17 protein-coding genes are annotated in these 22947 nt (G+C 71.8%); 11 read left to right on the forward strand and 6 right to left on the reverse strand.

Features of this window, described 5'->3' with window-relative positions; all coding sequences use genetic code 11:
- Positions 1-56 precede the first annotated feature (56 nt).
- Both PJ985_RS19105 and PJ985_RS19110 read right to left on the reverse strand, forming a co-directional pair.
- Complete coding sequence (locus PJ985_RS19105; RefSeq protein WP_271685065.1) at positions 57-776, reverse strand: glycerophosphodiester phosphodiesterase; 720 nt, start codon at positions 774-776, stop codon at positions 57-59.
- Positions 755-1906 carry an adenosine deaminase gene (locus PJ985_RS19110; RefSeq protein WP_443033528.1) on the reverse strand — a complete coding sequence of 384 codons (1152 nt, stop codon included), beginning with the start codon at positions 1904-1906 and terminating at the stop codon, positions 755-757. The genes PJ985_RS19105 and PJ985_RS19110 overlap by 22 nt, the downstream gene beginning before the upstream one ends.
- Between PJ985_RS19110 and PJ985_RS19115 the strand changes: the two genes are divergently transcribed.
- The gene (locus PJ985_RS19115) at positions 1887-2729 is read left to right on the forward strand and encodes a hypothetical protein (RefSeq protein WP_271685067.1); all 843 of its coding nucleotides are present in this window, start codon (positions 1887-1889) and stop codon (positions 2727-2729) included. The two genes, PJ985_RS19110 and PJ985_RS19115, sit on opposite strands and share 20 nt — an antisense overlap.
- A 135-nt stretch (positions 2730-2864) precedes the next feature.
- On the forward strand, positions 2865-3320 hold the full coding sequence (locus PJ985_RS19120; RefSeq protein WP_271685068.1) for a hypothetical protein: 456 nt from the start codon (positions 2865-2867) through the stop codon (positions 3318-3320).
- A gap of 129 nt (positions 3321-3449) precedes the next feature.
- On the opposite strand, the gene gabT is transcribed toward PJ985_RS19120, so the two are convergent.
- The gene (gene gabT, locus PJ985_RS19125) at positions 3450-4808 is read right to left on the reverse strand and encodes a 4-aminobutyrate--2-oxoglutarate transaminase (protein ID WP_271685069.1); all 1359 of its coding nucleotides are present in this window, start codon (positions 4806-4808) and stop codon (positions 3450-3452) included.
- Positions 4809-4963: 155 nt separating this feature from the next.
- Positions 4964-6289, reverse strand: a complete 1326-nt coding sequence (locus PJ985_RS19130; RefSeq protein ID WP_271685070.1) for an ABC transporter ATP-binding protein — start codon at positions 6287-6289, stop codon at positions 4964-4966.
- Positions 6290-6529: 240 nt separating this feature from the next.
- Between PJ985_RS19130 and PJ985_RS19135 the strand changes: the two genes are divergently transcribed.
- The 3 genes from PJ985_RS19135 to PJ985_RS19145 all read left to right on the forward strand — a co-directional run bounded on the left by PJ985_RS19135 (position 6530) and on the right by PJ985_RS19145 (position 11375).
- Positions 6530-8908, forward strand: coding sequence for an ATP-binding protein (locus tag PJ985_RS19135; RefSeq protein ID WP_271685071.1), 2379 nt, complete (start codon positions 6530-6532; stop codon positions 8906-8908).
- Between the two features lie 123 nt (positions 8909-9031).
- Complete coding sequence (locus tag PJ985_RS19140; RefSeq protein WP_271685072.1) at positions 9032-10603, forward strand: PucR family transcriptional regulator; 1572 nt, start codon at positions 9032-9034, stop codon at positions 10601-10603.
- A gap of 220 nt (positions 10604-10823) precedes the next feature.
- A complete protein-coding gene (locus PJ985_RS19145; protein ID WP_271685073.1) occupies positions 10824-11375 on the forward strand; it encodes an RICIN domain-containing protein in 552 nt (183 codons plus the stop codon).
- Positions 11376-11464: 89 nt separating this feature from the next.
- Here the strand turns inward: PJ985_RS19145 and PJ985_RS19150 are convergent, their stop codons facing one another.
- Positions 11465-12829, reverse strand: coding sequence for a M14 family metallopeptidase (locus PJ985_RS19150; RefSeq protein ID WP_271685074.1), 1365 nt, complete (start codon positions 12827-12829; stop codon positions 11465-11467).
- 246 nt (positions 12830-13075) lie between these two features.
- On the opposite strand from PJ985_RS19150, the gene PJ985_RS19155 reads away from it, so the two are divergent.
- From PJ985_RS19155 to PJ985_RS19165, 3 genes are all read left to right on the forward strand, one after another.
- Positions 13076-14530: an aldehyde dehydrogenase family protein gene (locus PJ985_RS19155; RefSeq protein WP_271685075.1), complete on the forward strand. Its 1455-nt coding sequence runs from the start codon at positions 13076-13078 to the stop codon at positions 14528-14530.
- 122 nt (positions 14531-14652) lie between these two features.
- Positions 14653-14823, forward strand: coding sequence for a 50S ribosomal protein L32 (rpmF, locus tag PJ985_RS19160; RefSeq protein WP_271685076.1), 171 nt, complete (start codon positions 14653-14655; stop codon positions 14821-14823).
- 10 nt (positions 14824-14833) lie between these two features.
- The gene (locus PJ985_RS19165; RefSeq protein WP_271685077.1) at positions 14834-15682 is read left to right on the forward strand and encodes a class I SAM-dependent methyltransferase; all 849 of its coding nucleotides are present in this window, start codon (positions 14834-14836) and stop codon (positions 15680-15682) included.
- Positions 15683-15802: 120 nt separating this feature from the next.
- Here PJ985_RS19165 and PJ985_RS19170 read toward each other — a convergent pair whose 3' ends face one another.
- Complete coding sequence (locus tag PJ985_RS19170) at positions 15803-18688, reverse strand: glycoside hydrolase family 3 C-terminal domain-containing protein (RefSeq protein ID WP_271685078.1); 2886 nt, start codon at positions 18686-18688, stop codon at positions 15803-15805.
- Between the two features lie 374 nt (positions 18689-19062).
- On the opposite strand from PJ985_RS19170, the gene PJ985_RS19175 reads away from it, so the two are divergent.
- The 3 genes from PJ985_RS19175 to PJ985_RS19185 all read left to right on the forward strand — a co-directional run bounded on the left by PJ985_RS19175 (position 19063) and on the right by PJ985_RS19185 (position 22799).
- On the forward strand, positions 19063-20736 hold the full coding sequence (locus PJ985_RS19175) for an extracellular solute-binding protein (protein ID WP_271685079.1): 1674 nt from the start codon (positions 19063-19065) through the stop codon (positions 20734-20736).
- An 87-nt stretch (positions 20737-20823) separates the two neighbouring features.
- On the forward strand, positions 20824-21879 hold the full coding sequence (locus PJ985_RS19180) for an ABC transporter permease (RefSeq protein WP_271685080.1): 1056 nt from the start codon (positions 20824-20826) through the stop codon (positions 21877-21879).
- On the forward strand, positions 21876-22799 hold the full coding sequence (locus PJ985_RS19185; RefSeq protein WP_271685081.1) for a carbohydrate ABC transporter permease: 924 nt from the start codon (positions 21876-21878) through the stop codon (positions 22797-22799). Before PJ985_RS19180 ends, PJ985_RS19185 begins: the two co-directional genes overlap by 4 nt.
- Positions 22800-22947 lie beyond the last annotated feature (148 nt).

The raw sequence follows: 22947 nt of genomic DNA on the forward strand, positions 1-22947 counted from the left end.
CCGCCCACCCGGCCCTTGCCGGGCAGGCAGGGGCGCAGTGCGCCCGGGAGAAGAAGTCAGCCCTCCCGGGCGCCGGCCGGCCGGCCGGGAGTGGCGGCCAGCCGGCGCAGCGTTCCGATCCGGTTGGTGGTGATCACGTCCACTCCGAGACCGAGCAGCCGCCGCATGACCCGCGGGCTGTCGACCGTCCAGCCGCCCACCCGGTAGCCCCGCTCCCTCGCCTCCCGCACCGTTCTCTCGTTCAGCAGTCCGAAGCGGTAGTTCAGCAGCCGGGGACGCAGGTCACGCAACAGGGTGGCGCGGATGGGAGCCGTCCGCTTCCAGGTGAGGGCGATCTCCACCGACCCGTCGGCGGCCCGCACCGCGCGCAGCGCCGCGGGATCGCCGGTCCAGCAGACGCGCTCGGCCGAACCGTCCTGCCGGACCGTCTCCACGACGCGGCGCGCGACGGCCGGTGAGGGGGAGGGCAGATCGATCACCAGCCGAGCCGCGAAGGTCTCCGCCAGCACTTCCCGGAGCAGCGGGACGCCACCGCCGGTGAGCGCCCGCACCTCGGCGGTGGTGAGCTCGTCGACCTGCCGGTCGTGCCCCCACAGCCGTTTCAGGGTCGGGTCGTGCAGCAGCACCGGCTCGCCGTCCCGCGTGATGCGTACGTCCACCTCCACCGCGTCGGCTCCCGCTGTGAGCGCCGAGCGGATCGACGGAAGAGTGTTCTCCGTTGCCCGGTAGGGGTCGCCGCGATGGGCGACCACCGTCACTCTGCTCTTCGTAGCCACGAGGACAGGTAACTGTCGATGTCGGCCGAGAGCCGGGATTTCGACGGCGTGTCGAGGAACGAGGCCGTCACCGCGTTCTTCGCCAGGCCGGCCACTCCGGTGGCGTCCAGACCCAGCAGCCTTGCGACGACGGCGTATTCGGTGTTCAGGTCGGTGCCGAACATCGGGGGGTCGTCGCTGCCCACGGTGACCAGCACTCCCGCCTCGACCATGGCTGCGACCGGGTGCTCCTCGAGGGCGGCGACCGCCCGGGTGGCGACGTTGGACGTCGGACAGACCTCCAAGGGGATCTGCCGCTCCGCGAGTTCGGCCAGCAACTCCGGGTCCTGCGCGGAACTCGTGCCGTGGCCGATGCGCTCGGCCCGCAGCGCGGTGAGTGCATCGCGCACCGTCTGAGGTCCGGTGGTCTCACCGGCGTGCGGGACGCTGTGGAGCCCGGTGGCGATGGCCCGGTCGAAGTACGGCTTGAACTGAGGGCGCGGGACCCCGATCTCCGGACCGCCGAGGCCGAACGACACCAGCCCTGCCGGGCCCAGTTCGCAGGCCAGGCGGGCGGTTTCCTCCGCCGCGGGCAGGCCCAGCTCGCCCGGGATGTCGAAGCACCAGCGCAACACGGTGCCGAAGTCGCGTTCCGCAGCCACCCGGGCGTCCTCGATGGCCTCCATGAACGCCAGATCGGGGATGCCGCGGATGACCGACGTGTAGGGCGTGACGGTGAGCTCGGCGTACCGGATCTGCTGCCGCGCCATGTCGCGGGCGATCTCGTAGGTGAGCAACCGCACATCCTCGGCGTCCCGGATCAGCTCGACCACCGAGATGTAGATCTCCACGAAGTGGGCGAAATCCCGGAACGCGAAGTACTTCTCCACCTCCTGAGGGTCCTTCGGCACGGGGGTGTCCGGGTGGCGGGCGGCGAGCTCTGCGACGATCCTGGGGGACGCCGACCCCACGTGATGAACGTGCAGTTCGGCCTTGGGCAGACCCGCGATGAAGGCGGTGAGTTCGGACAAAGGAGCCCTCCGGAAAGAACGGTTGCCCGGACATCGTAAGCAGCGGGCAGGGGGCCGTGCACGGCCCGTAAAGTGTCGCCAACGAGAGTGTGGAGGTCCGGTGACCGCTGAGCAGACCAACCCCTTCCGGCCGCCGGAGGCGGGCGGCCCGGGAATGCCCGTCCTCCGAACGGCTACGCCTCCCGTGCTTGCGGCCCCGTGGGCGAAGGCGTACGCGGGAGCACCGGACTCCCGCGAGTGGTTCCCGGGCCGGGTGCTCCCGGAGCCGCGCAACGGCCTCGGCACGGCCTCGCTGATCGTCGGCGGCCTCGGGATATGGCTGTGCTGGACCTTCGTGCTCGGTCCGGGAGCACTTCTGCTGGGCCTGACCGCGGTGCTTCTCGGGGCCTTCGCCCTGCGGCGGGTGCGCCGAGGGCAGGCCACGAACCGGCACGCCGCGCTCGCCGGGCTGTGGACCGGCGCCGGAGCCGGTGTCGTCGGAGCGGTGCTCAGCGGAGTCCTGGTGTTCCTGTTCACCTGGTTCGTCGATGTCGAGTCGGCCGCCGGCTCGGATCACCTCGCCGAGGAGGGTGATCAAGTCCGTTACGCCGACGGCCTGGTCGTCGTGTTCGACCTCCCGGAGCCGACGGACGGCGGTGGCGCGGTCACCGTGACCGCCCGCGTGGCGAACCAGGGGGAGGACGACCTCGTTCTGCGGGGCGGGAACCTGACCGCGTACGCCGACGGCGAGACGATCACCGCGGGCAGTGTGGAGCGGGACGGACCGGAGCCGGGCCGTCTGGCGGTGGGCGAGGAGGCCACCGTGAGCTGGAGCGTCACCGTGCCCCCCGGCACGGCCTACCTCGGCCTCGACTACGCGCCGGGTCGGGCACACCTACCCGGCTTCTGGGAGCTCGCTCTCAGCGGCGCGCCGCTGTTCGCCGAGGACATCGCCGACGTCTGACGGACTGCCACCGCTCCGCCCGGCGCGAATTCCCCGATATTTCCCCGCGCAAGGGCGTCATGACCCGGGCCCGAGGCGCTCTCCCCTCCTGACGCAACTGGCGCCCCCCAAGGGGCGGATGGAGGAGGACGCACCATGAGTGACCACGCGGGGGCGAGGGCAGCGACGGAGTGGCTGGCGTCGGCGGCGGCGGAGCCGGAGGCGTGCCGGTGGGAGTGGGAGCGGAGCCGGCTGGGGGTGACGCTGCTCCCGGCCGGCCGGGTCTGGGACGTCCTGGTTCTGAGCGGTGCGCTCGGGCTTCCCACACTGGACGTACTGACCCGGTTCACCGGCCGGTTGGGTCCGGTCCTGCGGGAGGCCGAGCAGGACCGGGTCGGCTACTTCGTGCCGCCCGGCACCGTGGCCCGCTGGCTGGGGACGGGCGTCCGCGGGGTGGGTTCCGGGAGCTGGATAGCGGTCCCGCATCCGCTGCGGACCGCCGGCGGCATTCACTGGCTGGTGCCGCCGGACGGCTCAGGCACCTTGAACGACCCGGTGACGCTGGAGCTGGCGATGCACGACGCGGTGGCCCTGGGACGCTGCGACGCCTGAGCCGGTCCGCCCCACCGCCCCGGAGCAAGGGGGAGAGCGCGACACCTGGAGAGGCGAGCTCACCTGTACCAAGGCCGGAACCCCGGCGGTGGGCCACCCACCGCCGGGGTTCCGTGCCGGGGTGGGTTCTCAGAGGCGGGTCAGGGCTCCCTCCAGGATGTCCAGGCCCTCGTGCAGCAGGTCCTCGCCGATGACCAGGGGCGGCAGGAAGCGCATCACATTGCTGTAGGTCCCGGTGGTGAGCACCAGCAGCCCTTCCTGGTGGCAGGCCTTGGCCAGCGCGGCGGTGGCCTTCGTGTCCGGGTTCTTGGTGCCGGGCTCCACCAGCTCGATGGCGAGCATCGCTCCCCGGCCGCGGACCTCACCGATCACCGGGTGGCTCTCGGCCAGCTTCCGTAGCCGCGGCTTCATGATCTCCTCGATGCGCCGGGCCTTCGCGTTGAGGTCCAGCTCACGCATGGTCTCGATCGCGCCCAGTGCGGCCGCGCAGGCCACCGGGTTTCCGCCGTAGGTGCCGCCCAGGCCCCCGGCGTGGGCCGCGTCCATGATCTCGGCCCGGCCGGTGACCGCGGCCAGCGGCAGCCCGCCCGCCATGCCCTTGGCGGTGGTGATCAGGTCCGGGACGATGCCCTCGTCCTCGGAGGCGAACCACTGGCCGGTGCGGCAGAACCCGGACTGGATCTCGTCCGCGATGAAGACGATGCCGTGCTCCCGGGCGAACTCGGCGATGCGCGGCAGGAAGCCCTTCGCCGGCTCGATGAAGCCGCCCTCACCCAGCAGCGGTTCGATCAGAATGGCCGCCGTGTTCCCGGCGCCGACCTGCTTGACGATCTGGTCGATGGCCTGGGCCGCGGCCTCCTCGGCGCAGTGTTCCGGACCGGTGAGCCACCGGAAGGGGTAGGCGACCGGTACCCGGTAGATCTCCGGGGCGAACGGGCCGAAGCCGTGCTTGTACGGCATGCTCTTGGAGGTCAGCGCCATCGTCAGGTTCGTCCGGCCGTGGTAGCCGTGGTCGAAGACCACGATCGCCTGCCGCCCGGTGTGGTAGCGGGCGATCTTCACGGCGTTCTCGACGGCCTCGGCTCCGGAGTTGAACAGCGCCGACTTCTTGGCGTGGTCCCCCGGGGTGAGCTTCGCCAGCTCCTCGCAGACCTCGACGTAGCCCTCGTACGGGGTCACCATCGCGCAGGTGTGAGTGAACTGCGTCAGCTGCGCCGAGGCGCGCCGCACCACGGCCTCGGCGCTGTTGCCGACCGAGGTGACGGCGATGCCGGAACCGAAGTCGATCAGCGAGTTGCCGTCCACGTCCTGCAGCACGCCGCCGCCCGCCCGCTGGGCGAACACCGGCATCACACTGCCGACACCCTGGGCGACGGCGGCCAGCTTGCGGGCCATCAGCTCTTCCGACTTCGGCCCGGGAATGGCGGTGACGAGCTTGCGCTCCTGCGGAAGGCCGGGCCCGCCGGACAGATCGGTCGTCGTGGTCATGGCACGCACTCCTCGGCACGAAACGGACGTTCTTCTTGCTCTGCCTCGCAGGCTAGGGGTCCGTGCCGCCCCCGGGCATGCACCGCCGCGGAGCAGTCGCCGTGTCGTCCTGTACAGCCCGTACACCGGGTGGGTGCCGGTGTGCTCCGACGCGGCTACCGCGCCAGGTCGGGGCGGTGCGCGGGGGCCGGGCACACGCGTGCGCCCTCGCTGTCGAACACGTACAGCTGCTCCAGGTCGAGCAGCAGCGGCACCCGCTCGCCGATGCGCGGCTGCAGCTCCGTTCCGGCTCGCAGCACCAGGTTGTCCGCCGCCTGCGGAATCACCTCCGCCGCGAGCTCGTCCTCCCGCTCCAGAGTGGACACGGCCCGGCCGTGGCGTTCCCCGCCCCGCCCCAGGAGCCGGGCCAGCCCGGACCCGGGGCGGCGGGCGCGTTCCTTGCCGGCCGGCCGGCGCGCGGCCTCCAGACCGGCGACCTCGGCCGACCGGGCGCCGATCCCGACGTGCACCAGCGACTCGTGGCCCTGGAACTCGACGTGTCGCACGATGCCGTTCAGCAGCGCCTCGGAGCCGCGCATCGCCTGCGGGGGCGCGATCCGGACGGCCTCCGAGCGCAGACCGACGGTGATGTCCCGTCCCATCTGGATGCGCAGCATCTGGTGGTCGACGCTCAGCGGCTGCGGCAGCTCCAGCCGCTGAGCGCCGAAGTCGATGCTCATCCGGCCGCCGAGCGGCGCGAGCACCCGGGCCTTCAGCAGGTTGATCCGCGGCGTGCCCACGAAGGCCGCCACGAAGATGTTGTCGGGCAGCCGGTACACGTCGCGCGCGGTACCGGTCTGCTGGAGGACGCCGTCCCGCATCACCGCGACCCGGTCGCCGAGCGACATGGCCTCCGACTGGTCATGAGTGACGTAGACGGTGGTGACGCCCAGCGCTCTGGTCAGGGAGGCGATCTCCGCTCTGAGCCGGTTGCGCAGCTTGGCGTCCAGGTTGGACAGCGGCTCGTCCATCAGGAAGGCGGAGGGCCGCCGGACGATGGCCCGGCCCATCGCGACGCGCTGCCGTTCCCCGCCCGACAACTGGGCCGGGAAGCGGTCGAGCAGGTCCTGGATGCCCAGGATCCGGGCGGCGTTCTCGATCCGCGCCCCGTGGTCCTCCTGCGTGCCCTCCATGCGCAGCGGGAAGCCGATGTTGTTGCGGCCGGTCATGTTGGGGTAGAGCGCGTAGTGCTGGAAGACCATCGCCAGCTGCCGGTCGCCGGGCGCGAGGTCGTTCGCGTACGCGCCGTCGAGGAGGAGGTCACCGGAGGTGGGCTCCTCCAGCCCGGCGATCAGCCGGAGCACGGTCGACTTGCCGCAGCCCGAAGGGCCCAGCAGCACGAGGAACTCGCCCGGGCCGATGTCGAGTGACACCCGGTCCACCGCGGTGACATTCCGCGAGTAGACCTTGGTCACTTCCTGCAGTGAGATGGCGCGGCTCATCAGTCTCCACCGGTTACGCGTCTGCGCGGGAACGAGGAGTCTGGAACGTAGCGCACCCGATGTCCGCGGGGAACGGGTTTGCACCGACTCGTCGATCCGATATCGATTCGATGCGGAAGCCCTGGCAGTGGGCCCGCGCACCGCGGGTCCGGAGTGCGGCAGACGGCCCGGTCCCGGCTCCTCTACATTTGACGGCGACGTGACAGTGAGCCGACGGGCTGTTCAGGGGGCTTGGCACCGATGAGTACGGACGGCACGCAGGACACGCCGCAGGCCCGGGCGGACGGCCCGGCCGGTCCGCCGGCGCGGGCCGTGCCCCCGGCCCCTCGCACACCGCCGGCGGGCGGGGCCGGGGCTTCGCTGACCTCGTGGCTGCACACTCCCCGGCCGCAGGCGGAGCCCGGCATCTGGCGTCCGGGGCACGCTCCGAAGCCGCCGGAGCCGGAGAGCCCGCTCAACGACCGTGAACTGCACGGCGGCGCGTTGCTGGCCCTGCTCGCCGGCCTGCTGGTCTGGTCGCTGTGCTGGAACGGCTACCTCAGGTTCTGGCTGTGGCCGCTGGAGTGGATCACGTTCGACTCGTGGAGCGGCACCCGGTTCCACGTCACCGTCACCTACGCCTACTACGTCCTGTTCGCCGGCCTCCTGGCGTATGTCTTCGGGCGCGTCGGCAACTGGCCGCAGGTGTGGCGGCGCTGGCGCCCCTCGGTCCTGCGGGTGCTGTGCGGGCGCACGGACATCGCTCCGCTGGAGCCCGGGCAGGCCCGGCGGGCCGGAGCGGCCCTGGTGGCCGGGGCCCTGGCGTGGGGGCTCAGCTTCGGCGGGGTCTGGCTGTTCTGGCTGGAGCCGCTCAACGCCGTGGTCCCGGACTCGTGGTGGCGCGAGGGTGACACCACCGCCTATGTGGTCGCCTACAACGTCCACTACCTCCTGTGGACCGTGCTGCTGGCCCTGGTGTCCGGCCTGCTCGGCAACTGGCTCGCGGTGGGCAGACGATACGGCCCCGCCCTGCTGCGCCGGTCCCCGGACAGCACCGGCGGCAGTTCTCCGGCGGATCCGGGCAGGTGGTCCGAGCTGCGGGCCGCGGGTGCGGGGGCCGCGGCCGACCGGCTCGCCGAGGAGGTGCGCTCCGGAACCATGTCGGACCTGGACTACGCCCGGATCGACCGGGCCTGGCGGGAGGTCCGGGCCCGCCCCACCGCGCTGGAGAGGTTCGCCGACGCGGTACTGGCCGACGGTGCCGCGGCCTTCGCGCATCCCTCCGGGGACCGGGACCTGACGGTGCGGGCCGCCCGGCACGACCTGCTCACCCGGCAGGTGCACATCGGACGGGCGCTGGACGACGAGCGCAACCCGTACGAACACCGTGGGGAGGAACTGGCTCTGGACCCGGACGTGCTGGGCACCTCGCTGCTCGCGGTCGGCCCGCCCGGATCCGGCAAGACCGGCCGGATCGTCCGGCCGGTCACCGAGACGATGTGCCTGCAGGCACTCACCGGCCAGGCAGCGGTGGTCGCGGTCGGCCCGCCCAGCAGCTCGCTGGCGCCCGACGACGCCTTCGACGTCATCATCCGGGTCGGTGACCCGGACGCCGTCCACCGGCTCGACCTGTACGGCGGCGCCGAGGGCACCGATGAGGCCGCGGGGCTGGTGGCCGAGGCGCTGATCGGCGGCAGTGCCGCCGACCCCCGGGCCGCGGCGGCCGTGCTCGCCCAGCTGATCGGCCCGTACCGGGCGGCTTACGGGCATTTCCCCGGGGTCCCGGAGCTGCGCGCGCTGCTGGACGGGGCGCCGGCCTTCCTGGCGACCTTGCGGGAAGACCTCGGCCACGCGGGCGCCTGGGACCAGGAGCGGGAGCTGGCGGCCCGGGCCCGGCAGGCGCAGCGTCCCGACGACCTGGGCCCGCAACTCGCCGACCGGCTCGCCCTCCTGGACCGGGCGGGGTTCTCCGCCCCGCCCGCGCGTTCCGCGCGGCGCACCCGGCCGTTCTCCCTGAGCGGGGCTCTGGAGCATCCCCTGCGGGTGCGGGTCGACCTGCCCGGGGGCGGCCACACCGAGGCCGGGCGGATCCTTACCCGGCTGCTCCTCGCCCAGTTCACGGGCGCGGTCACCACCCGGCCCGACCGGTCGCTGTTCGCCTGCCTGGTCCTGGACGACGCGACCGCCGCCCTCACCCCGGAGTCGGTGCGCGGTCTGACCCATCTGCGGCCCGCCAACGCCGGTGCGGTGCTGGCCCTGCGCACGCTGGACGATCTCCCGGAGCCGCTGCGCACCGGCCTGCTGGGGGCGGTGGGCTGCCGGGTCGCGTTCTCCGGAATCACCACCTGGGACGCCGAGCACTTCGCCAGGGCCTGGGGCAAGGACTGGACCGAGGACCGGGACGTCACCAGCACCGCCGACCGCAGCGGGGGCGCGCTCCGGCGCTCGGTGCGCGGGGTGCGCAAACTGTTCACCGGCCGGGACACCACCACCGAGACGGTCACTGTGCGACGTGTGGAGCGGGAACGCTGGTCCGCCTCGGAGCTGGCGCACCGGATCCCGCCGAGACACGCGGTGATCTCCCTGACCACGGTGGCCGGGGAGGCGGGACCGCCGGTGCTGGTCCGGCTGGGCGGGTGAGCCCCCGGCGGACCGCCGTCCGGCTCCCCGCCGTTCGCTGTACGGTGTGCGGGTGCGGGGCCGCGCGCTTCCCCGCGTCGTGTGCTCCGCCCGCTCCACCAGCCCCGGCCTCCAAGGTTGCCCATGCACCCGACGCTTGCCTCGCTCGTGCAGCACACCGCGCTGAAGCTCACTGTGCTCACCGGCGAGGACCGGCTGGGCCGTGAGGTGCGCTGGGCGCACGCCAGCGAACTCGCCGATCCGGCCCCCTACCTGGACGGGGGCGAACTGCTGCTGACCACGGCCCTGAAGCTGGAGGTCGATGATCCGGCGGCGATGGACGACTATGCGGCGCGGCTCAGCGCCGCCGGGGTCGTCGCTCTCGGATTCGCGGTCGGCGTCAACCATTCCGTGGTGCCCGCCGCGCTGCTGGAGGCGGCCCGTGCGCATGGACTGCCGGTGCTCGAAGTGCCCCGCCGCACTCCGTTCATCGCCATCAGCAAGGCGGTGTCGGCCGCGATCGCGGCCGAGCAGTACCGGGCGGTGACCGCGGGCTTCGCCGCCCAGCGTGAACTGACCCGGGCGGCGCTGACCGCGGATGGGCCCGGCGCGCTGCTGGAGAAGCTCGCCGCCCAGATGGACGGCTGGGCGGCGCTCTACGACATCTCCGGGGGTGTCACCGCGGTGGCCCCCGGCTGGGCGGCCCGGCGTGCCGCCAAGCTCGGCGACGAGGTACGCCGGCTGCGCGACCGGCCGGCGCCCGCCACCGCCGTACTCGGTGCCTCCCCGGACGGCGCGCAGGGGGCCGGGGCAGACCGGGTGGAGCTCCAGTCGGTGGGCACCGGCCGGGTGCCGCAGGCTGTGCTGGCCATCGGTACCGGCGTTCCGCCGGGTACCGCCGAGCGCTACACGGTGCAGTCCGCGGTGGCGGTGCTGACCCTCGTCACCGAACGCTCCCGGGCCTTCCACGCCGCGGAGCAGCGGCTGGCCAGAGCGGTGCTGCATCTGCTGCTGAGCGCGGAGCCGGACCACGCGCGCGCGGTCGGCGGCGAGGTCTACGCCGGGCTGCTCGACGCACCGCTGCGGGTCCTGATCGCGGAGGCGGGAGAGGGCTCGGACGCCCTGCGCGACCTTGCGGCGGGCATCGAGACCGCCGCGGCCCGGTCGGGGGAGCCGGTGCTCGCGGTGCCCGACGCCGATCGGCTCGTGCTGCTGGCCGCCGACGGCGGCGCCGTGGTGGCCGCCTGCAGGGAGTACGCCGGCGATGCCCCGGAGGACCGGAGCGACCGGCTGTGCCTGGGGATGTCCGCGCCGTCCGGGCCCACCGCCGTCGACAGCGCCTACCAGCAGGCCCGGCAGGCGCTGCTGGTGGCCCGGCGCCGCGGCCGCCCCGTCGTCGAGCACGACGAGGTCGCCACCGGCTCGGTGCTCCCGCTGCTGGCCGATGAAGCGGTGCGCGCCTTCGCCGAGAGCATGCTGCGGCCGCTGCGCGAGCACGACGCGCACGGCCGGGGCGATCTGCTCGCCTCGCTCCGGGCCTGGCTGTCCCGGCACGGTCAGTGGGACGCGGCGGCGGCCGATCTGGGCGTGCACCGGCACACACTGCGCTACCGGATGCGCCGGGTGGAGGAGATTCTTGACCGTTCGCTCGACGACCCGGACGTGCGCATGGAGCTGTGGCTCGCCCTGAAGACGACCGGCCCCGAGGCCGTCTGACGGGCTGTCGCCAGGCGTTTCCCCGCACGCCTGCGGGTGGGGCGCGGCCCCGGTGGCACGGCAGACGCAGTGAACCGGCCGGAGGGCGCCTTGGCCGCGGAAAAGTATGCAGGTCCCTCTTATCACCCTCTCGGGTACTTCTCCGCGATGGGCCGGTGAGAGGGGACGGGAACGAGCAGGCTTCCCGGGAAACCCACTCCCGAGCGGAAGCGAGAAACGTGTGAGGGGAAAACTCCGGACCAGGATCGGCATGGTCCTGTCCCTGGTGGCGCTGGCCGCGGTCACCCAGTCGGCGGCGGCTGCCCCTGTCGAGAGCCGGCAGGACAGCTGGTCCGACGTCCGCATCATCAACAGCGGCAACGGCGGCCGGCTCGCCGTGTGGGGGGACGCGACCGGCGATCAGGCCACTTCCTGGGCGTCGGTGGAGCGGCGCAACATCCGTTACGCCACTGAGAGGTGGGAGGTCGTCGCCGAGCGCGGTGGCGGATTCTCCCTCTGGAACAGGGGCGGTGGCGGAGACCGCTGCCTCAGCCTGGGAGGGGAGGACGCGGTCTGGGGCACCCTGGTGACGGTCGCTCCCTGCGGCAGGTCGCCGCAGATCTGGAGCATCAGGGCGGTGGGGGACGGCCGGTACCTCATCACCCCGGACCGCACCGGTGACGATACGGCCCTCGCGGTGCACAATCCCGGGCACACGGGCTGGTCGCAGGCGCGCCTCCTCCGGCAGGCGGTGCCGTCCGCCGACCGTACGTGGATGATCAGTCCGCGGTAGTGCGGGTGTTCCTCCGGCGGTGCACAGCCGGAGGAACACCCCCGGTCACCGGCCGGCCCCGGACGGGGGAGCCGGGGCCGGCCGGTGGGTCAGGCGCTGCAGTACTGCTGCTGCTTGCCGATGGAGCGGTACATGCAGTCCGCGTTCTCCATGAGGATCAGCATGGCTTCGCGGTTGCGGGCGGTCTCCCGGTTGATGACGCTGCCCGGCGGATAGAAGCCACCGCCGGCGGCGGAGCGCGGGTACATCTCGAAGGTGTACGAGAAGATCCGCTGCTCGCCCCACATCCAGTCGTTGACCGAGCCGTCCGTCAGGTACAGGTCGCTCGACTGCTGGGGCCGGTAGCCGTTGCTCGCGGCCATCTGCCGGCCGACGGTGGCGAACGCGTCCCGGTCGTCCTGGTTCAGGCCCGGGCCGGTGTCGTTGTAGGTGTAGCCGTAGGGCCACAGGATCAGCTCGCTGTAGCTGTGGAAGTCGATGTGCGCGGCGATCTGCTGCTCGCCGCCGACGATCCGGCTGCGGACGAAGTTCGCGAGGACCCTCGTCTCGGTGCCGGACTCGGGACCGGTGCCGCGGTACACGTCACTGCTCGGGTTGTTCGAGGATCCGCCGCAGCAGCCCCACCGGTAGGCGAAGTTGCGGTTGATGTCCGTGCCGACGGCGGAGGTGGGGGTCGGCTGCCGGTTCTTCCGCCAGTTGCGGAAGCTGCCCGAGCTCATGTCGTAGACCTTGCCGTCCGGGTTGAGGGACGGGATGATCCACAGCTCGCGCTCGTCCAGCATCCGGGTCACCCGGGCGTCCCGCCCGTACTGCGCTCCGAACTCCCGGAGCGTGTAGAGCGCCATCTCGGTGGTGAGGTGCTCCCGGGCGTGCATGTTGTGGGTGAAGAGGATCTCCGGTTTGTTCTCGTCCACCCGCACGTTGGAGCTGACCTTGACCGCCACGATGTCGCGGCCCTGGTAGGACCGGCCGATGACGTGCTTGCGCATCAGGTTCGGGTACTGCCGCACGTAGGAATCGACCGCGGCGTTCATCTGCGCGTAGCTGTGGTACTGCGAGGGGACGTTGGCTGTGCCGAAGTCGCCCTCGTCCGCGTGGCCGTGGTCGTGGTCGTGGGTGCGGGCTTCCCCCGCGGCGGCCGGAACGGCGGTCAGCTGGTAGCCGCGCTTCTCGAGCCGCTCCGCGGTGGCCGCGTCGGCGGTGATGAGCACCGAGTGGTCGAGCACGCTGTCGATGGCCGCGCCGGCCGAAGTGAGCTGGGTCCGCTGTGCCGCGGTGCCCATGCCCGCCACCTCGTACTGGAGGCGCTCGGAGGAGTGTGTGGCCGTTCCGGAACCGGACCGGTCGGAAGAGGAAGGGGGTGCGGCGATGGCCTGCGCCCCGAGGGGCAGGGCAAGCGCCAGGGACAGTAGAGCGGCGGCCGTGGTCCGTCTGCCGCGCCGTGAAGTGCGCATCGCATCTCCTGGGGTGTCCAGTGCGAGCTGGTGGGGGGTGGTGCGTGATCACGCGTGAGCGACATCCTTGCGTACTGGCATGTCCCGGTCAATGGTCAATGCACGGAAAGGCCCTCCTCCAAAGCGGTGCAACTGTTCCGCGCACTGCGCCGCGTCGGACAAGACACCCGCCCGGGACGTGGCCCTACGGTGGGCAGTGCAGGGCAACCACACCATCCCCACCATTTCGGAAGGGCGGGCTGCGCAGTGACGACAGCGACCACCCCTCAGGCGTTCTGGCTCGCCGGCCGGCCGGCCACCGGAGCGCACACCCTCGAAGTGACCTCGCCCTGGGACGGACGAACCGTGGGCGCGGTGAGCGTCCCCACGGCGGAGCAGGTCCAGGAGGCGGTGGCCGCCGCCGAGGCGGTGGCCACCGAGTTCGCCGCGACCCCGGCGCATGTCCGGGCCGCGGCCCTGGACCACGTCTGTGACCGGCTCGCCGAGCGGGCCGAGGAGATCGCCCGGCTCATCTCCGCCGAGAACGGCAAGCCCCTCAAGTGGGCACGCGTGGAGGTCAACCGTTGCCGCTCGGTCTTCCGCTGGGCCGCGGACGAGGCCCGCCGGTTCAACGGAGGAGCAGCGCAGCGTCTCGACACGGACGCGGGCGGCGTCGGCCGGCTCGCCCTGACCCGCCGCTTCCCGTACGGCCCGGTGCTCGGCATCGCTCCGTTCAACTTCCCGCTCAACCTCTGCGCCCACAAGGTCGCACCGGCCCTCGCGGCCGGTGCGCCGATCCTGCTCAAACCGGCTCCGGCCACTCCGCTGTCCGGGCTGCTCATCGGTGAGCTGCTGGCGGGCACCGATCTGCCGGCCGGTTCCTGGAGCGTGCTCCCGGTGCCCAACGAGGACATGCCCGGCCTGGTCCAGGACGAGCGGATTCCGGTCATCTCGTTCACCGGGTCGGCTCCCGTGGGCTGGTCGATCCTGGACTCCGCCCCGCGCAAGCGCGTGACCCTGGAGCTCGGAGGCAACGGAGCGGCCCTGGTGCTCGCCGACTACTCCTCGGAGGCCGACCTGGACTGGGCGGCGCAGCGCATCGCCGCCTTCTCCAACTACCAGGGCGGTCAGTCCTGCATCTCGGTGCAGCGGGTCATCGCCGACGACTCGGTGCACGACCGGCTGCTGCCGAAGCTGATCGCCGCGGTCGAGGCGCTGGGCACCGGGGATCCCTCCGACGAGGCCACCGACGTCGGTCCGCTGGTCAGTGAGGACGCCGCCCGGCGCGTCGAGTCCTGGGTGGAGGAGGCGACCCGGGCGGGAGCCAAGGTGCTCACCGGCGGCACCCGGGACGGCGCGACCTACGCCCCGACCGTGCTGGAAGGTGTTCCCGCCGACACCCAAATCGGCCGCGAGGAGGTCTTCGGTCCCGTCATGTCGGTGACCCGGGTCACCGGCGAGGAGGAGGCATTCGCCGTGGCCAACGACTCGCGGTACGGACTGCAGGCCGGGGTCTTCACGCATGACGTCCAAGCCGCCTTCCGGGCGCACCGGGCACTCGAGGTGGGCGGCGTGATCATCGGTGACGTTCCCTCCTACCGGGCCGACCAGATGCCTTACGGAGGGGTGAAGGACTCCGGGGTGGGCCGGGAGGGCGTGCGGTTCGCCATGGAGGACTACACCTACGAGCGGGTCATGGTCCTCACCGGCCTGGATCTCTGACCGCGGCCGGCCGTCCGCTGAGGCCGGTGGCGGCCGGACCCGCCCAGCGGGGGTCCGGCCGTCATCGGTGCCGGAGAGTCAGCCAGTAGAAAGCGACAATCGTTTTCAGGTACGATGCGCTCATGGCTGTCCCGAAACGCAAGATGTCCCGCAGCAACACCCGACACCGCCGCTCCCAGTGGAAGGCGTCCACCCCCGACCTGGTGCCCGTCACCATCGAGGGCCGGGAGTACCGGGTTCCGCGCCGACTCGTCCGCGCCTACCAGCGCGGCCTGCTCACTCCCGGCGACTGAGGCCGCCGCGGTGGAGCCGGAACTGCTTCCGGATCTGGGGGCCGTCGAGGAGACCATGCTCATCCCGCTCTACGGCCGGGCGCTGGAGTCGCGTGACCCCGAGGGGATCCTGCACGACCCGCTCGCCGTCGAGATGGTCGAACGCATCGACTACGACTTCGCCAGGTTCGACGGTGGCCCGAGTCTGTTCGGCGCCTGCCTGCGGACGGTGCTCATCGATCACTGGGTACGGCGCTTCCTGGACGCACATCCGGACGGCACCGTCATCGAGGTGGGAGCGGGCCTCAACACGCGCTTCGAGCGCGTGGACAACGGCCGCCTGCACTGGGTCGACCTCGACCTGCCCGGTGCCATCGCCCTGCGCCGGCGCTTCATCCCGGACGGCACCGGCCGCCGCACCACCCTCGCCGCCTCCGTTCTGGAGTCCGGCTGGGCGGAAGAGGTGGCGCAGCGCCCCGGGCCGTGGTTCTTCGCCGTCGAAGGCGTGCTGCCGTACCTCGCACCGGAGGAGGTTTCCGAGACGGTGGCCCGGCTGGCCGGGCGCTTCCCGGGCTCCTGGTTCGCCACCGAGACGGTCGCCGCCTCGGTGATCGGCAACCAGCAGGACCATGACGTGATGAGCCGGGTGACCGCGCGCATGCACTGGGCCTGCGACGATCCGCGGATCATCGAGCAGTGGGCCCCGCCCGGCCGCGCGGTGCGGCTTCGGGAGAGTCTGACCCTGGCCCAGCTGCCCCCGGAGCTCCTCGCCGGCTTCTCGGCCGCACGGCAGGAGGCGGTCCGGGCGGCGGCCGTGACCTACGCCGAGCAGCTGGAGACCTTCCGCGTCAACCTCTTCCAGGTCGTGGGCGCCGACTGAGGGCGCCCCAACGTCCCGGGCGGACCGCGGAGCGCATGTCGCGGTCCGCCCGGGGCGCTGCTGCCACGGTCCGGCGCGGGAAGGCGGCAAGGGGCCCGGGCCGTGGCGTGCCCGCCGATGTCAGGACTGTTCCCTGCCCCCTTCTCCGGTGAAGTCCAGACGGGCCAGCCGGAGCGTGCCGCGCAGCAGCAGCTCCAGGTCATGGACGCCCCGCGGCGGCTTCGGCAGCCGGGCGCGGACCGTGCGGTAGCGGTACGGGCCGCCGGTGTCCGGCACGGCCAGCTCGGCGGACGGCAGCCCGCCGGACAGCCGCAGCTCCACCGCGGCCTCTCCCTCACCGGCGACCTCGAGCAGGACCTCCGCAGTCCCCGCCCCGAAGTCGCAGCGGCGGTACAGCAGGCGGGCAGGAGCCGGACCGGCCACGGCGCGCACCGCGTCCCCGCGCTCCTGGTGCCGGTCCACCAGCTCCGTGCCCCGCTGCTCGTCGAAGTCGGCCGCGGCCAGGCCGGCGTCCCGCACCGGCCGGGGGGCCACCGGCTCACCGTCCGTCCGCAGCCGGGCGGCCGCCCGGATGTCCCGGCTGGACGCCCCGGCCTCCAGCACGTGCTCGCCCGGCTCCACCGTCCAGCGTGAGTGCGCGACATCCCAGAAACCGAGTGCCTCGGTGAGCGGCACGGTGAACTCCACCCGGGTCGCCTCGCCGGGCTCCAGGCGCAGGCGGCGGTGTGCCACGAGCACGCGGTGCGGCCGCGGCACGCTCGGGTCCTGGGCCCGGGCGTACAGCTGAACGACCTCGTCGGCGGTGCGGCCGCCGGTGTTGGCCACCGTCAGTTCCGCGGCCAGCGTCCCCGCGTCCCGGCGCACGGTGAGGTCCTGGTACGTGAAGGAGCTGTACGAGAGGCCGTGCCCGAAGGGGTACAGCGGCGTGCCGTCGTAGTAGAGGTAGGTGGAGCGGGAGCCGATGATGTCGTAGTCCCGCAGGTCGGGGAGCTCACTGTCGCCGGTGTACCAGGTCTGCGGAAGTCGCCCGCCGGGGGAGACCTCGCCACTCAGCACCCGTGCGAGAGCGGAGCCGGCGGCCTGCCCGCCGTGCGCGGTCCACAGGAGTGCCGGCAGCATCGCGTCTGCCTCGGGAACCGCGTACGGATAGGAAGACGTCAGCACCAGCACCGTCCGCGGGTTGACGGCGTGGGCGGCGCGCCAGAGCCGGTCCTGCTGCGGGGGCAGCGCCAGTGTGGCGCGGTCCTCGGTCTCCCGGCCGTTGATGTGCGGGTCATTGCCGGCCACCACGATCACCGCGTCGGCACCCGAAGCGGCGGTCCGTACCGCGTCCTCGCCGCGGGCGGTGACCTCCAGGGTGAACGCGTCTCCCCGGTCGTCGACCCGCAGGCCGTCGGCAGTGGCCCGGACGTGCCGGCCGGTGCCCAGGTGGCGCAGCAGGCGCCCGGTGCCGTCCCCCGGCTGGTCCAGGGTGAAGGTCTCCTGGACCACCCAGCCGCCCGGCTGCCGGGCCGAGGCCCGCAGATAGCCGTCGTCCGCGACGGACAGGTACCAGCCGCCGGAGGTCCGCAGCGTCAGAACACCGTCGCCCCAGTCGGCCAGGTGCAGCTCGGTGGCGTCCTCCGCCGCCCCGGTGGTCAGGGGCGGCAGGTCCGTCCGGCCGCGCAGCAGCGCCGGGTCGAGCGCGCCGGTCTCGGCTCCGGCGGGCTCCCCGGGGGCTTCGTCCGGCCCCGGCACCGTCACCCAGCCCGCGGCGCAGCGCAGCCGGACGCGGTCGGTGCCCTCCGCGTAGGTCACCGAGGTGATGCGCGGGTGTGCCCGCAGCGCGTCGAGCGGGCTGGACCGGTGCAGCAGCGCACCGCTGTACCAGTCCAGCTTGCACTCGTCGGCGAGCAGTCCGACAACCGCGATCCGGGAGCCCGCCGGCAGCGGCAGCGTCCCGTCGTTCCGCAGCAGCACCACGGCCTGCTCAGCGGTCTCCCTGGCGAGGCCGCGGTGTTCGGGCGTATCGAAGGCGAGCTCCGCGGGCTGCGCGAACGGGTCGAGCTCCGGGTCGAACTCGCCGAGCCGGAAGCGCATCGCCAGTAGCCTGCGGACCGCTGCGTCGATGTGGTCCGAGGTGATCAGCCCTTTGTCCAGCGCGCGCCGGATCCGGTCCAGGGTGACCGAGGAGTCCTCGCCGTGGTCGGTGAAGCTGTCCACTCCGGCGCGCAGCGCCGCGGCCAGCCCTTCCTCGTGGCTGTCGTAGTAGGCCTCGGAATCCGCGATGTTGCTGGGTGCTCCGGCGTCCGAGCAGACCACCAGCGGCAGCGCGGTCCAGCGGCGCAGCTCCTCCGCCAGCAACGGGGAGAGGTGATTGGGGCGCCCGTTGACCAGGTTGTAGGCCGGCATCACTCCGGCGACGGCCCCGGACCGGACCGGGCCGCGGAACGCGGGTAGCTCGTACTCGTGCAGCACCCGGGGGCGCAGCGAGGTGGAGGCGGTGTCCCGGTCCGTCTCGTGGTTGTGCGCCAGCCAGTGCTTGAGCACCGGCGCGGTACGCCAGTACTCCGGGTGGTCACCGCGCAGCCCGCGGGTGTAGGCGGTGGCCAGAGCGGCGGTGAGCAGCGGGTCCTCCGCGTAACCCTCCTCGTTGCGGCCCCACAGCGGGTGCCGGAGCAGGTTGACGGTGGGGGACCATACGTTCAGGCCGACACGCGGGTCACGGGTGCGCATGGCGCGCACCTCCCGGCCCACCGCCTCACCGACGCGGCGCACCAGGTCGGGGTTCCAGGTGGCACCGAGCCCGACGGCCTGCGGGAAGACGGTGGCCGGCCCCATCCAGGCGACACCGTGCAGCGCTTCCTGACCGGTCCGGAAAGCGGGCAGCCCCAGCCGCTCCACCGCGGGTGCGAACTGGTGCAGCATCGCGATCCGCTCCTCGGGCGTGAGCCTGCCGAGCAGGTCACCGACCCGCTCGGGGACGGATCGCTGCGGATCACGGAAGGGCGGCCGGTCGGCTGTCACAGCAGGGGTCCTCTCGCCGCGACCGGCGGCGCGGGCTGCCGCGGCGGCGCGATTCTCGGTGTCGGATGGGAACGGGTGGAGCAGCTATTGAAGCGCTTCGATGCTGTGTTTCGAAGAGGTCTCCTGTCAAGACCCACCTCGGCAACAACGGCGATTGGCCTAGATCCCCCATGCCTCGTGCGGGTGTGGTGGATGTTGAAGTTTTATGTGGCGAGGTCTTGTGCGGCCCGCTGTGCCGACTTAACCTCAGCGCAACATCGAAGCGCTTCGACCACATGCGTCACAGGTCGCGCGGCGACGGAAGCCTTGCCTCGGGCGCGCACCGAGCTGCACGAGAGTCATCTGCACCAGGAAAGCCTTGAAGGGTTGACGCCATGCCGAACTCCCGATCCGCTCCCTCCCGGAGATCGTTCCTCGCCTCCACCGCCGTAGCCGCGGCGGCCGTGGGCAGCGTGCCCCTGCTGTCCGCGTGCGGCTCGGACAACGGTGGGGGCGGCGGTGGGGGCGGGGGCCGGATCACTGAGGACGAGGCCACCCAGATCCTCCCTTCGTATCAGGCGTCGGACATCGCGGTCGACCCCGACATCCCCAGCGTCAACGGCTCCACTCCGGGGTTCACCAGCTACATCCCGGTCGACGATCTCGGCGTCTCGGTGCCCACTCCGAAGGGCAGCGGGGCCGAGCTCAACATCATGTCGCCGCTGTGGGGCACGCCGCCCAAGAAGGGCAACGGCTACTGGACGATGATGGACGAAGCCATCGGCGTCCGGATGAGCTGGCAGACCCAGGACGGGAACACCTACGGGGAGAAGCTCGGCACCGTCATGGCGGGCAGCGACATCCCCGACCTGGTGTGCATACCGGGATGGAACATGGGCGGGCAGATCCCCCGGGCCATCGAGCAGCGCTTCGCCGACCTCGGCCCCTACTTGTCCGGCGACGCGGTCCTCGACTACCCCAACCTCGCCGCCGTCCCGACCGCCGCCTGGCAGGCGTCCATCTTCGGAGGGGCGCTGCGCGGCCTGCCGATGCCGCAGCCCGTCATCGGCGGCGTGGTGCCCTTCTACCGCGAGGACATCTTCGAGGAGAACGGCTGGTCGCCGCCCACCAGTGCCGACGAGTTCCTGTCCTTCGCCAAGGACATCACCTCCTCCCGCAACCGGGTCTGGGCCTGCGACGACTTCAAGTGGTCCGCCTTCGTCTTCTTCGGGGTGCTGCCGGAGAAGCCGATGTGCTGGCGGGAGGCCGGCGGCAAGCTGGAGCACCGGTACGAGACCGACGAGTACCTCGAGGCGCTGGAGTGGATGCGCCGGATGTACGAGGCGGGCGTCGTCCACCCGGACGCGGTGGCCGGCCAGGGAGACGCCGAGAACCGTTTCACCGCCGGAGAATCGCTGATGTTCAACAGCGGCGACGGTGTGTGGCACGGCATGGTCAGCGAGCAGCGCTCCGGCGGCAACAGCGACTTCCGCATGAACGCCTTCGACTTCTTCCACCATGACGGTGGGGACCCCGTCATCCACGCCGGAAACGGCGCCAACATCTGGACCTTCCTCAACAAGAACCTCTCCGAGGACCGCATCCGGGACGCGCTGGAGCTGGCCAACTTCTGCGCCGCGCCCTACGGGACCCTGGAGAACCGGCTGCGCGGCTTCGGCCTGGAGGGAACGCACTACACCGTCGAGGACGGGATGCCGGTGCGCACCGCGCTGGGCGAGACCGAAGTGGCGCCGGACACCTACGTCTTCATCGCCTCCCCGGAGAAGTCGATCGCCCACCCGGATCAGCCCAAGGTGGTCGAGGACCTCTGCGGATGGCAGCAGCGCATGATGCCGTTCGTGCGGGAGCCGCTGTTCTACGGGCGGCAGATCCAGGAGCCGGACCAGTACGCCAACCTCTCCGACCCCTTCGAGGACCTGGAGGACGACGTGGTGCGCGGGCGCGCCTCGATCAGTGACATGCAGAACGCGGTCACCGAGTGGCGACGCTCCGGTGGCGACGAGCTGCGCGACTGGTACCAGGAGCTGCTGGACGCCGAGGGCGCCTGACCCGTCGGCGGGCAGGCCCTCCGCGTGCCTTCCCGGCACGCGGATCCGGCCGTCGCGGCAGTGAGCACACCGAACAGAGAGGACGCCGTGTCCCAGAGCACGGTCCCGAGTCCACCGCGGACCCGGGAGAACGGCGGTCCGCCGCCCGAGGACAAGAGGGAAGCGCCCCGGCCGCGCACCCGGCGCCGCCGGGACCCGCGGCTCACGGGCGGCATCACCTTCCGGCACCGGCTGCGCCGGGACCGCACGCTGATTCTGATGACGATGCCGGCTGTCGCGCTGCTGCTGGTGTTCGCCTACATCCCGATCGCCGGCAACGTCATCGCGTTCCAGTTCTTCAGCCCGTACGCGGGCGACGGCTTCTTCGACAGCATGGCGAACAGCGCCTGGGTCGGACTCGAGCAGTTCGACCGGATGATCAACGACAGCTATTTCTGGAACGCGGTGCAGAACACGCTGGTGTTCTCCTTCCTCCAGCTGACGCTGTTCTTCCCGCTCCCCATCGCGCTCGCCATTCTGATCAACAGCATCCTGCACAGCAAGGTGCGGGCCTGGTCCCAGGCCGTGCTCTACCTGCCGCACTTCTTCTCCTGGGTGCTGGTCATCACGATCTTCCAGCAGATCTTCGGCGGCGCCGGACTCATCGCGCAGACCGCCCGGAACCACGGATTCGCCGACGGCTTCGACCTGATGACCGACCCGGCCTTCTTCAAGTTCCTCATCACCTTCCAGCTGATCTGGAAGGACGCCGGCTGGGGCATCATCGTCTTCCTCGCCGCGCTTTCCGCGGTCAACCACGAGCTGTACGAGTCCGCCGCGGTGGACGGCGCCAACCGCTGGCGCCGCATCTGGCACATCACCCTGCCCGCCCTGCGGCCGGTGATCGCCCTGCTCCTGGTCCTCCAGGTCGGCAGCGCCCTCACCGTGGGCATGGAGCAGTTCCTGATCCAGCGGACGGCGGTGGGCCCCGGCGCCTCGGAAGTCCTCGACACCTACGTCTGGAACGTCGGTATCCAGAACGGACAGTTCAGTTACGCGGCGGCCGTCGGCATCGTCAAGGGTGTCTTCAGCCTGCTCCTGGTGCTGGCAGCCAACAAGGTCGCCCACGCGATGGGTGAAGCGGGGGTGTACAAGAAGTCATGAGCGTGCTCACACAGGACAAGGACGAGGGCACCAGGCGGCGCCCGCCCTGGGAGGAGGAGCCCGGGAAGGTCGGGCTCACCGCCAAGGGCGTCATTCTGGGCATCGCCCTGCTGGCCATCGTCTTCCCGCTGTGGATCGTGGTGATCACCAGCCTCTCCGACGCGGAGACCATCAGCCGCACCGGCGGCCTGGTGGTCTGGCCGCAGGGCATCACCTTCGACGCCTACCGCGAGCTGCTCAGCGGCGGCCAGGTCGCCCGTTCCATGGTCATCTCCATCTGTCTCACGCTGGTCGGCACGGCGTTCAGCATGACGGTGTCCGTGCTGGCCGCCTACGGGCTCACCCGGATGGGCTCGCTGTGGCACCGCTCGCTCCTGATGACCCTGCTCGCCACCATGTTCTTCGGCGGCGCCGGGCTCATCCCCTCCTACCTGCTGATCCAGACACTGGGGCTGATGAACAGCTACGGCGCGCTGATCCTGCCGATGGCGGTCAGTGTCTTCAACGTCCTGGTGCTCCGGGCCTTCTTCATGAACGTCGGGCAGGAGCTCATGGACAGTGCCCGTATCGACGGGGCGGGGGAGTTCAGGATTCTCTGGCAGATCGTGCTGCCGCTCTCCCGCGCGGTGATCGCGGTGATCTCGCTGTTCTACGCGGTTGCCTACTGGGGCAACTGGTTCAGCGCGTTCATCTACATCACCGACCAGGAGAAGATGCCGCTGCAGAACGTGCTGCAGCAACTGGTCATCGCCGGGGAACGCCCCGCCGGGATGGCCCAGGTGATCGGCACCGGACAGATCCCGTCGATCGCCGTGCAGACGGCGGTCATGGTGCTCGCACTGGTGCCCGTGGCCGTGCTCTCCCCGTTCGTCCAGAAGCACTTCAAGAAGGGCATGCTCATCGGCGCAGTCAAGGGCTGAGCCGCCCACCCCGCACCCCGGGTCCCGCCCCGCCCCCCCAGGGGCGGGGCCCGGCACCACCGCACCCGCCCCCTACCGAGCCGTCAGTGAGGGACCCCAGATGACCGGGCACAGTCACCGCCAGGCCTCCACCACCGCCGTTGCGTCC

It is taken from the genome of Streptomyces sp. ACA25 (genome assembly GCF_028200735.1).
GTDB lineage: Bacteria > Actinomycetota > Actinomycetes > Streptomycetales > Streptomycetaceae > Streptomyces.

Excerpts from the sequence above, each read along its gene's own strand:
- PJ985_RS19185 (WP_271685081.1), top strand. The coding sequence starts at position 21,876 with ATGAGCGTGCTCACACAGGACAAGGACGAGGGCACCAGGCGGCGCCCG.
- PJ985_RS19135 (WP_271685071.1), top strand. The coding sequence starts at position 6,530 with ATGAGTACGGACGGCACGCAGGACACGCCGCAGGCCCGGGCGGACGGC.
- PJ985_RS19120 (WP_271685068.1), top strand. The coding sequence starts at position 2,865 with ATGAGTGACCACGCGGGGGCGAGGGCAGCGACGGAGTGGCTGGCGTCG.
- rpmF (WP_271685076.1), top strand. The coding sequence starts at position 14,653 with ATGGCTGTCCCGAAACGCAAGATGTCCCGCAGCAACACCCGACACCGC.
- gabT (WP_271685069.1), bottom strand. The coding sequence starts at position 4,808 with ATGACCACGACGACCGATCTGTCCGGCGGGCCCGGCCTTCCGCAGGAG.
- PJ985_RS19150 (WP_271685074.1), bottom strand. The coding sequence starts at position 12,829 with ATGCGCACTTCACGGCGCGGCAGACGGACCACGGCCGCCGCTCTACTG.
- PJ985_RS19175 (WP_271685079.1), top strand. The coding sequence starts at position 19,063 with ATGCCGAACTCCCGATCCGCTCCCTCCCGGAGATCGTTCCTCGCCTCC.
- PJ985_RS19140 (WP_271685072.1), top strand. The coding sequence starts at position 9,032 with ATGCACCCGACGCTTGCCTCGCTCGTGCAGCACACCGCGCTGAAGCTC.
- PJ985_RS19130 (WP_271685070.1), bottom strand. The coding sequence starts at position 6,289 with ATGAGCCGCGCCATCTCACTGCAGGAAGTGACCAAGGTCTACTCGCGG.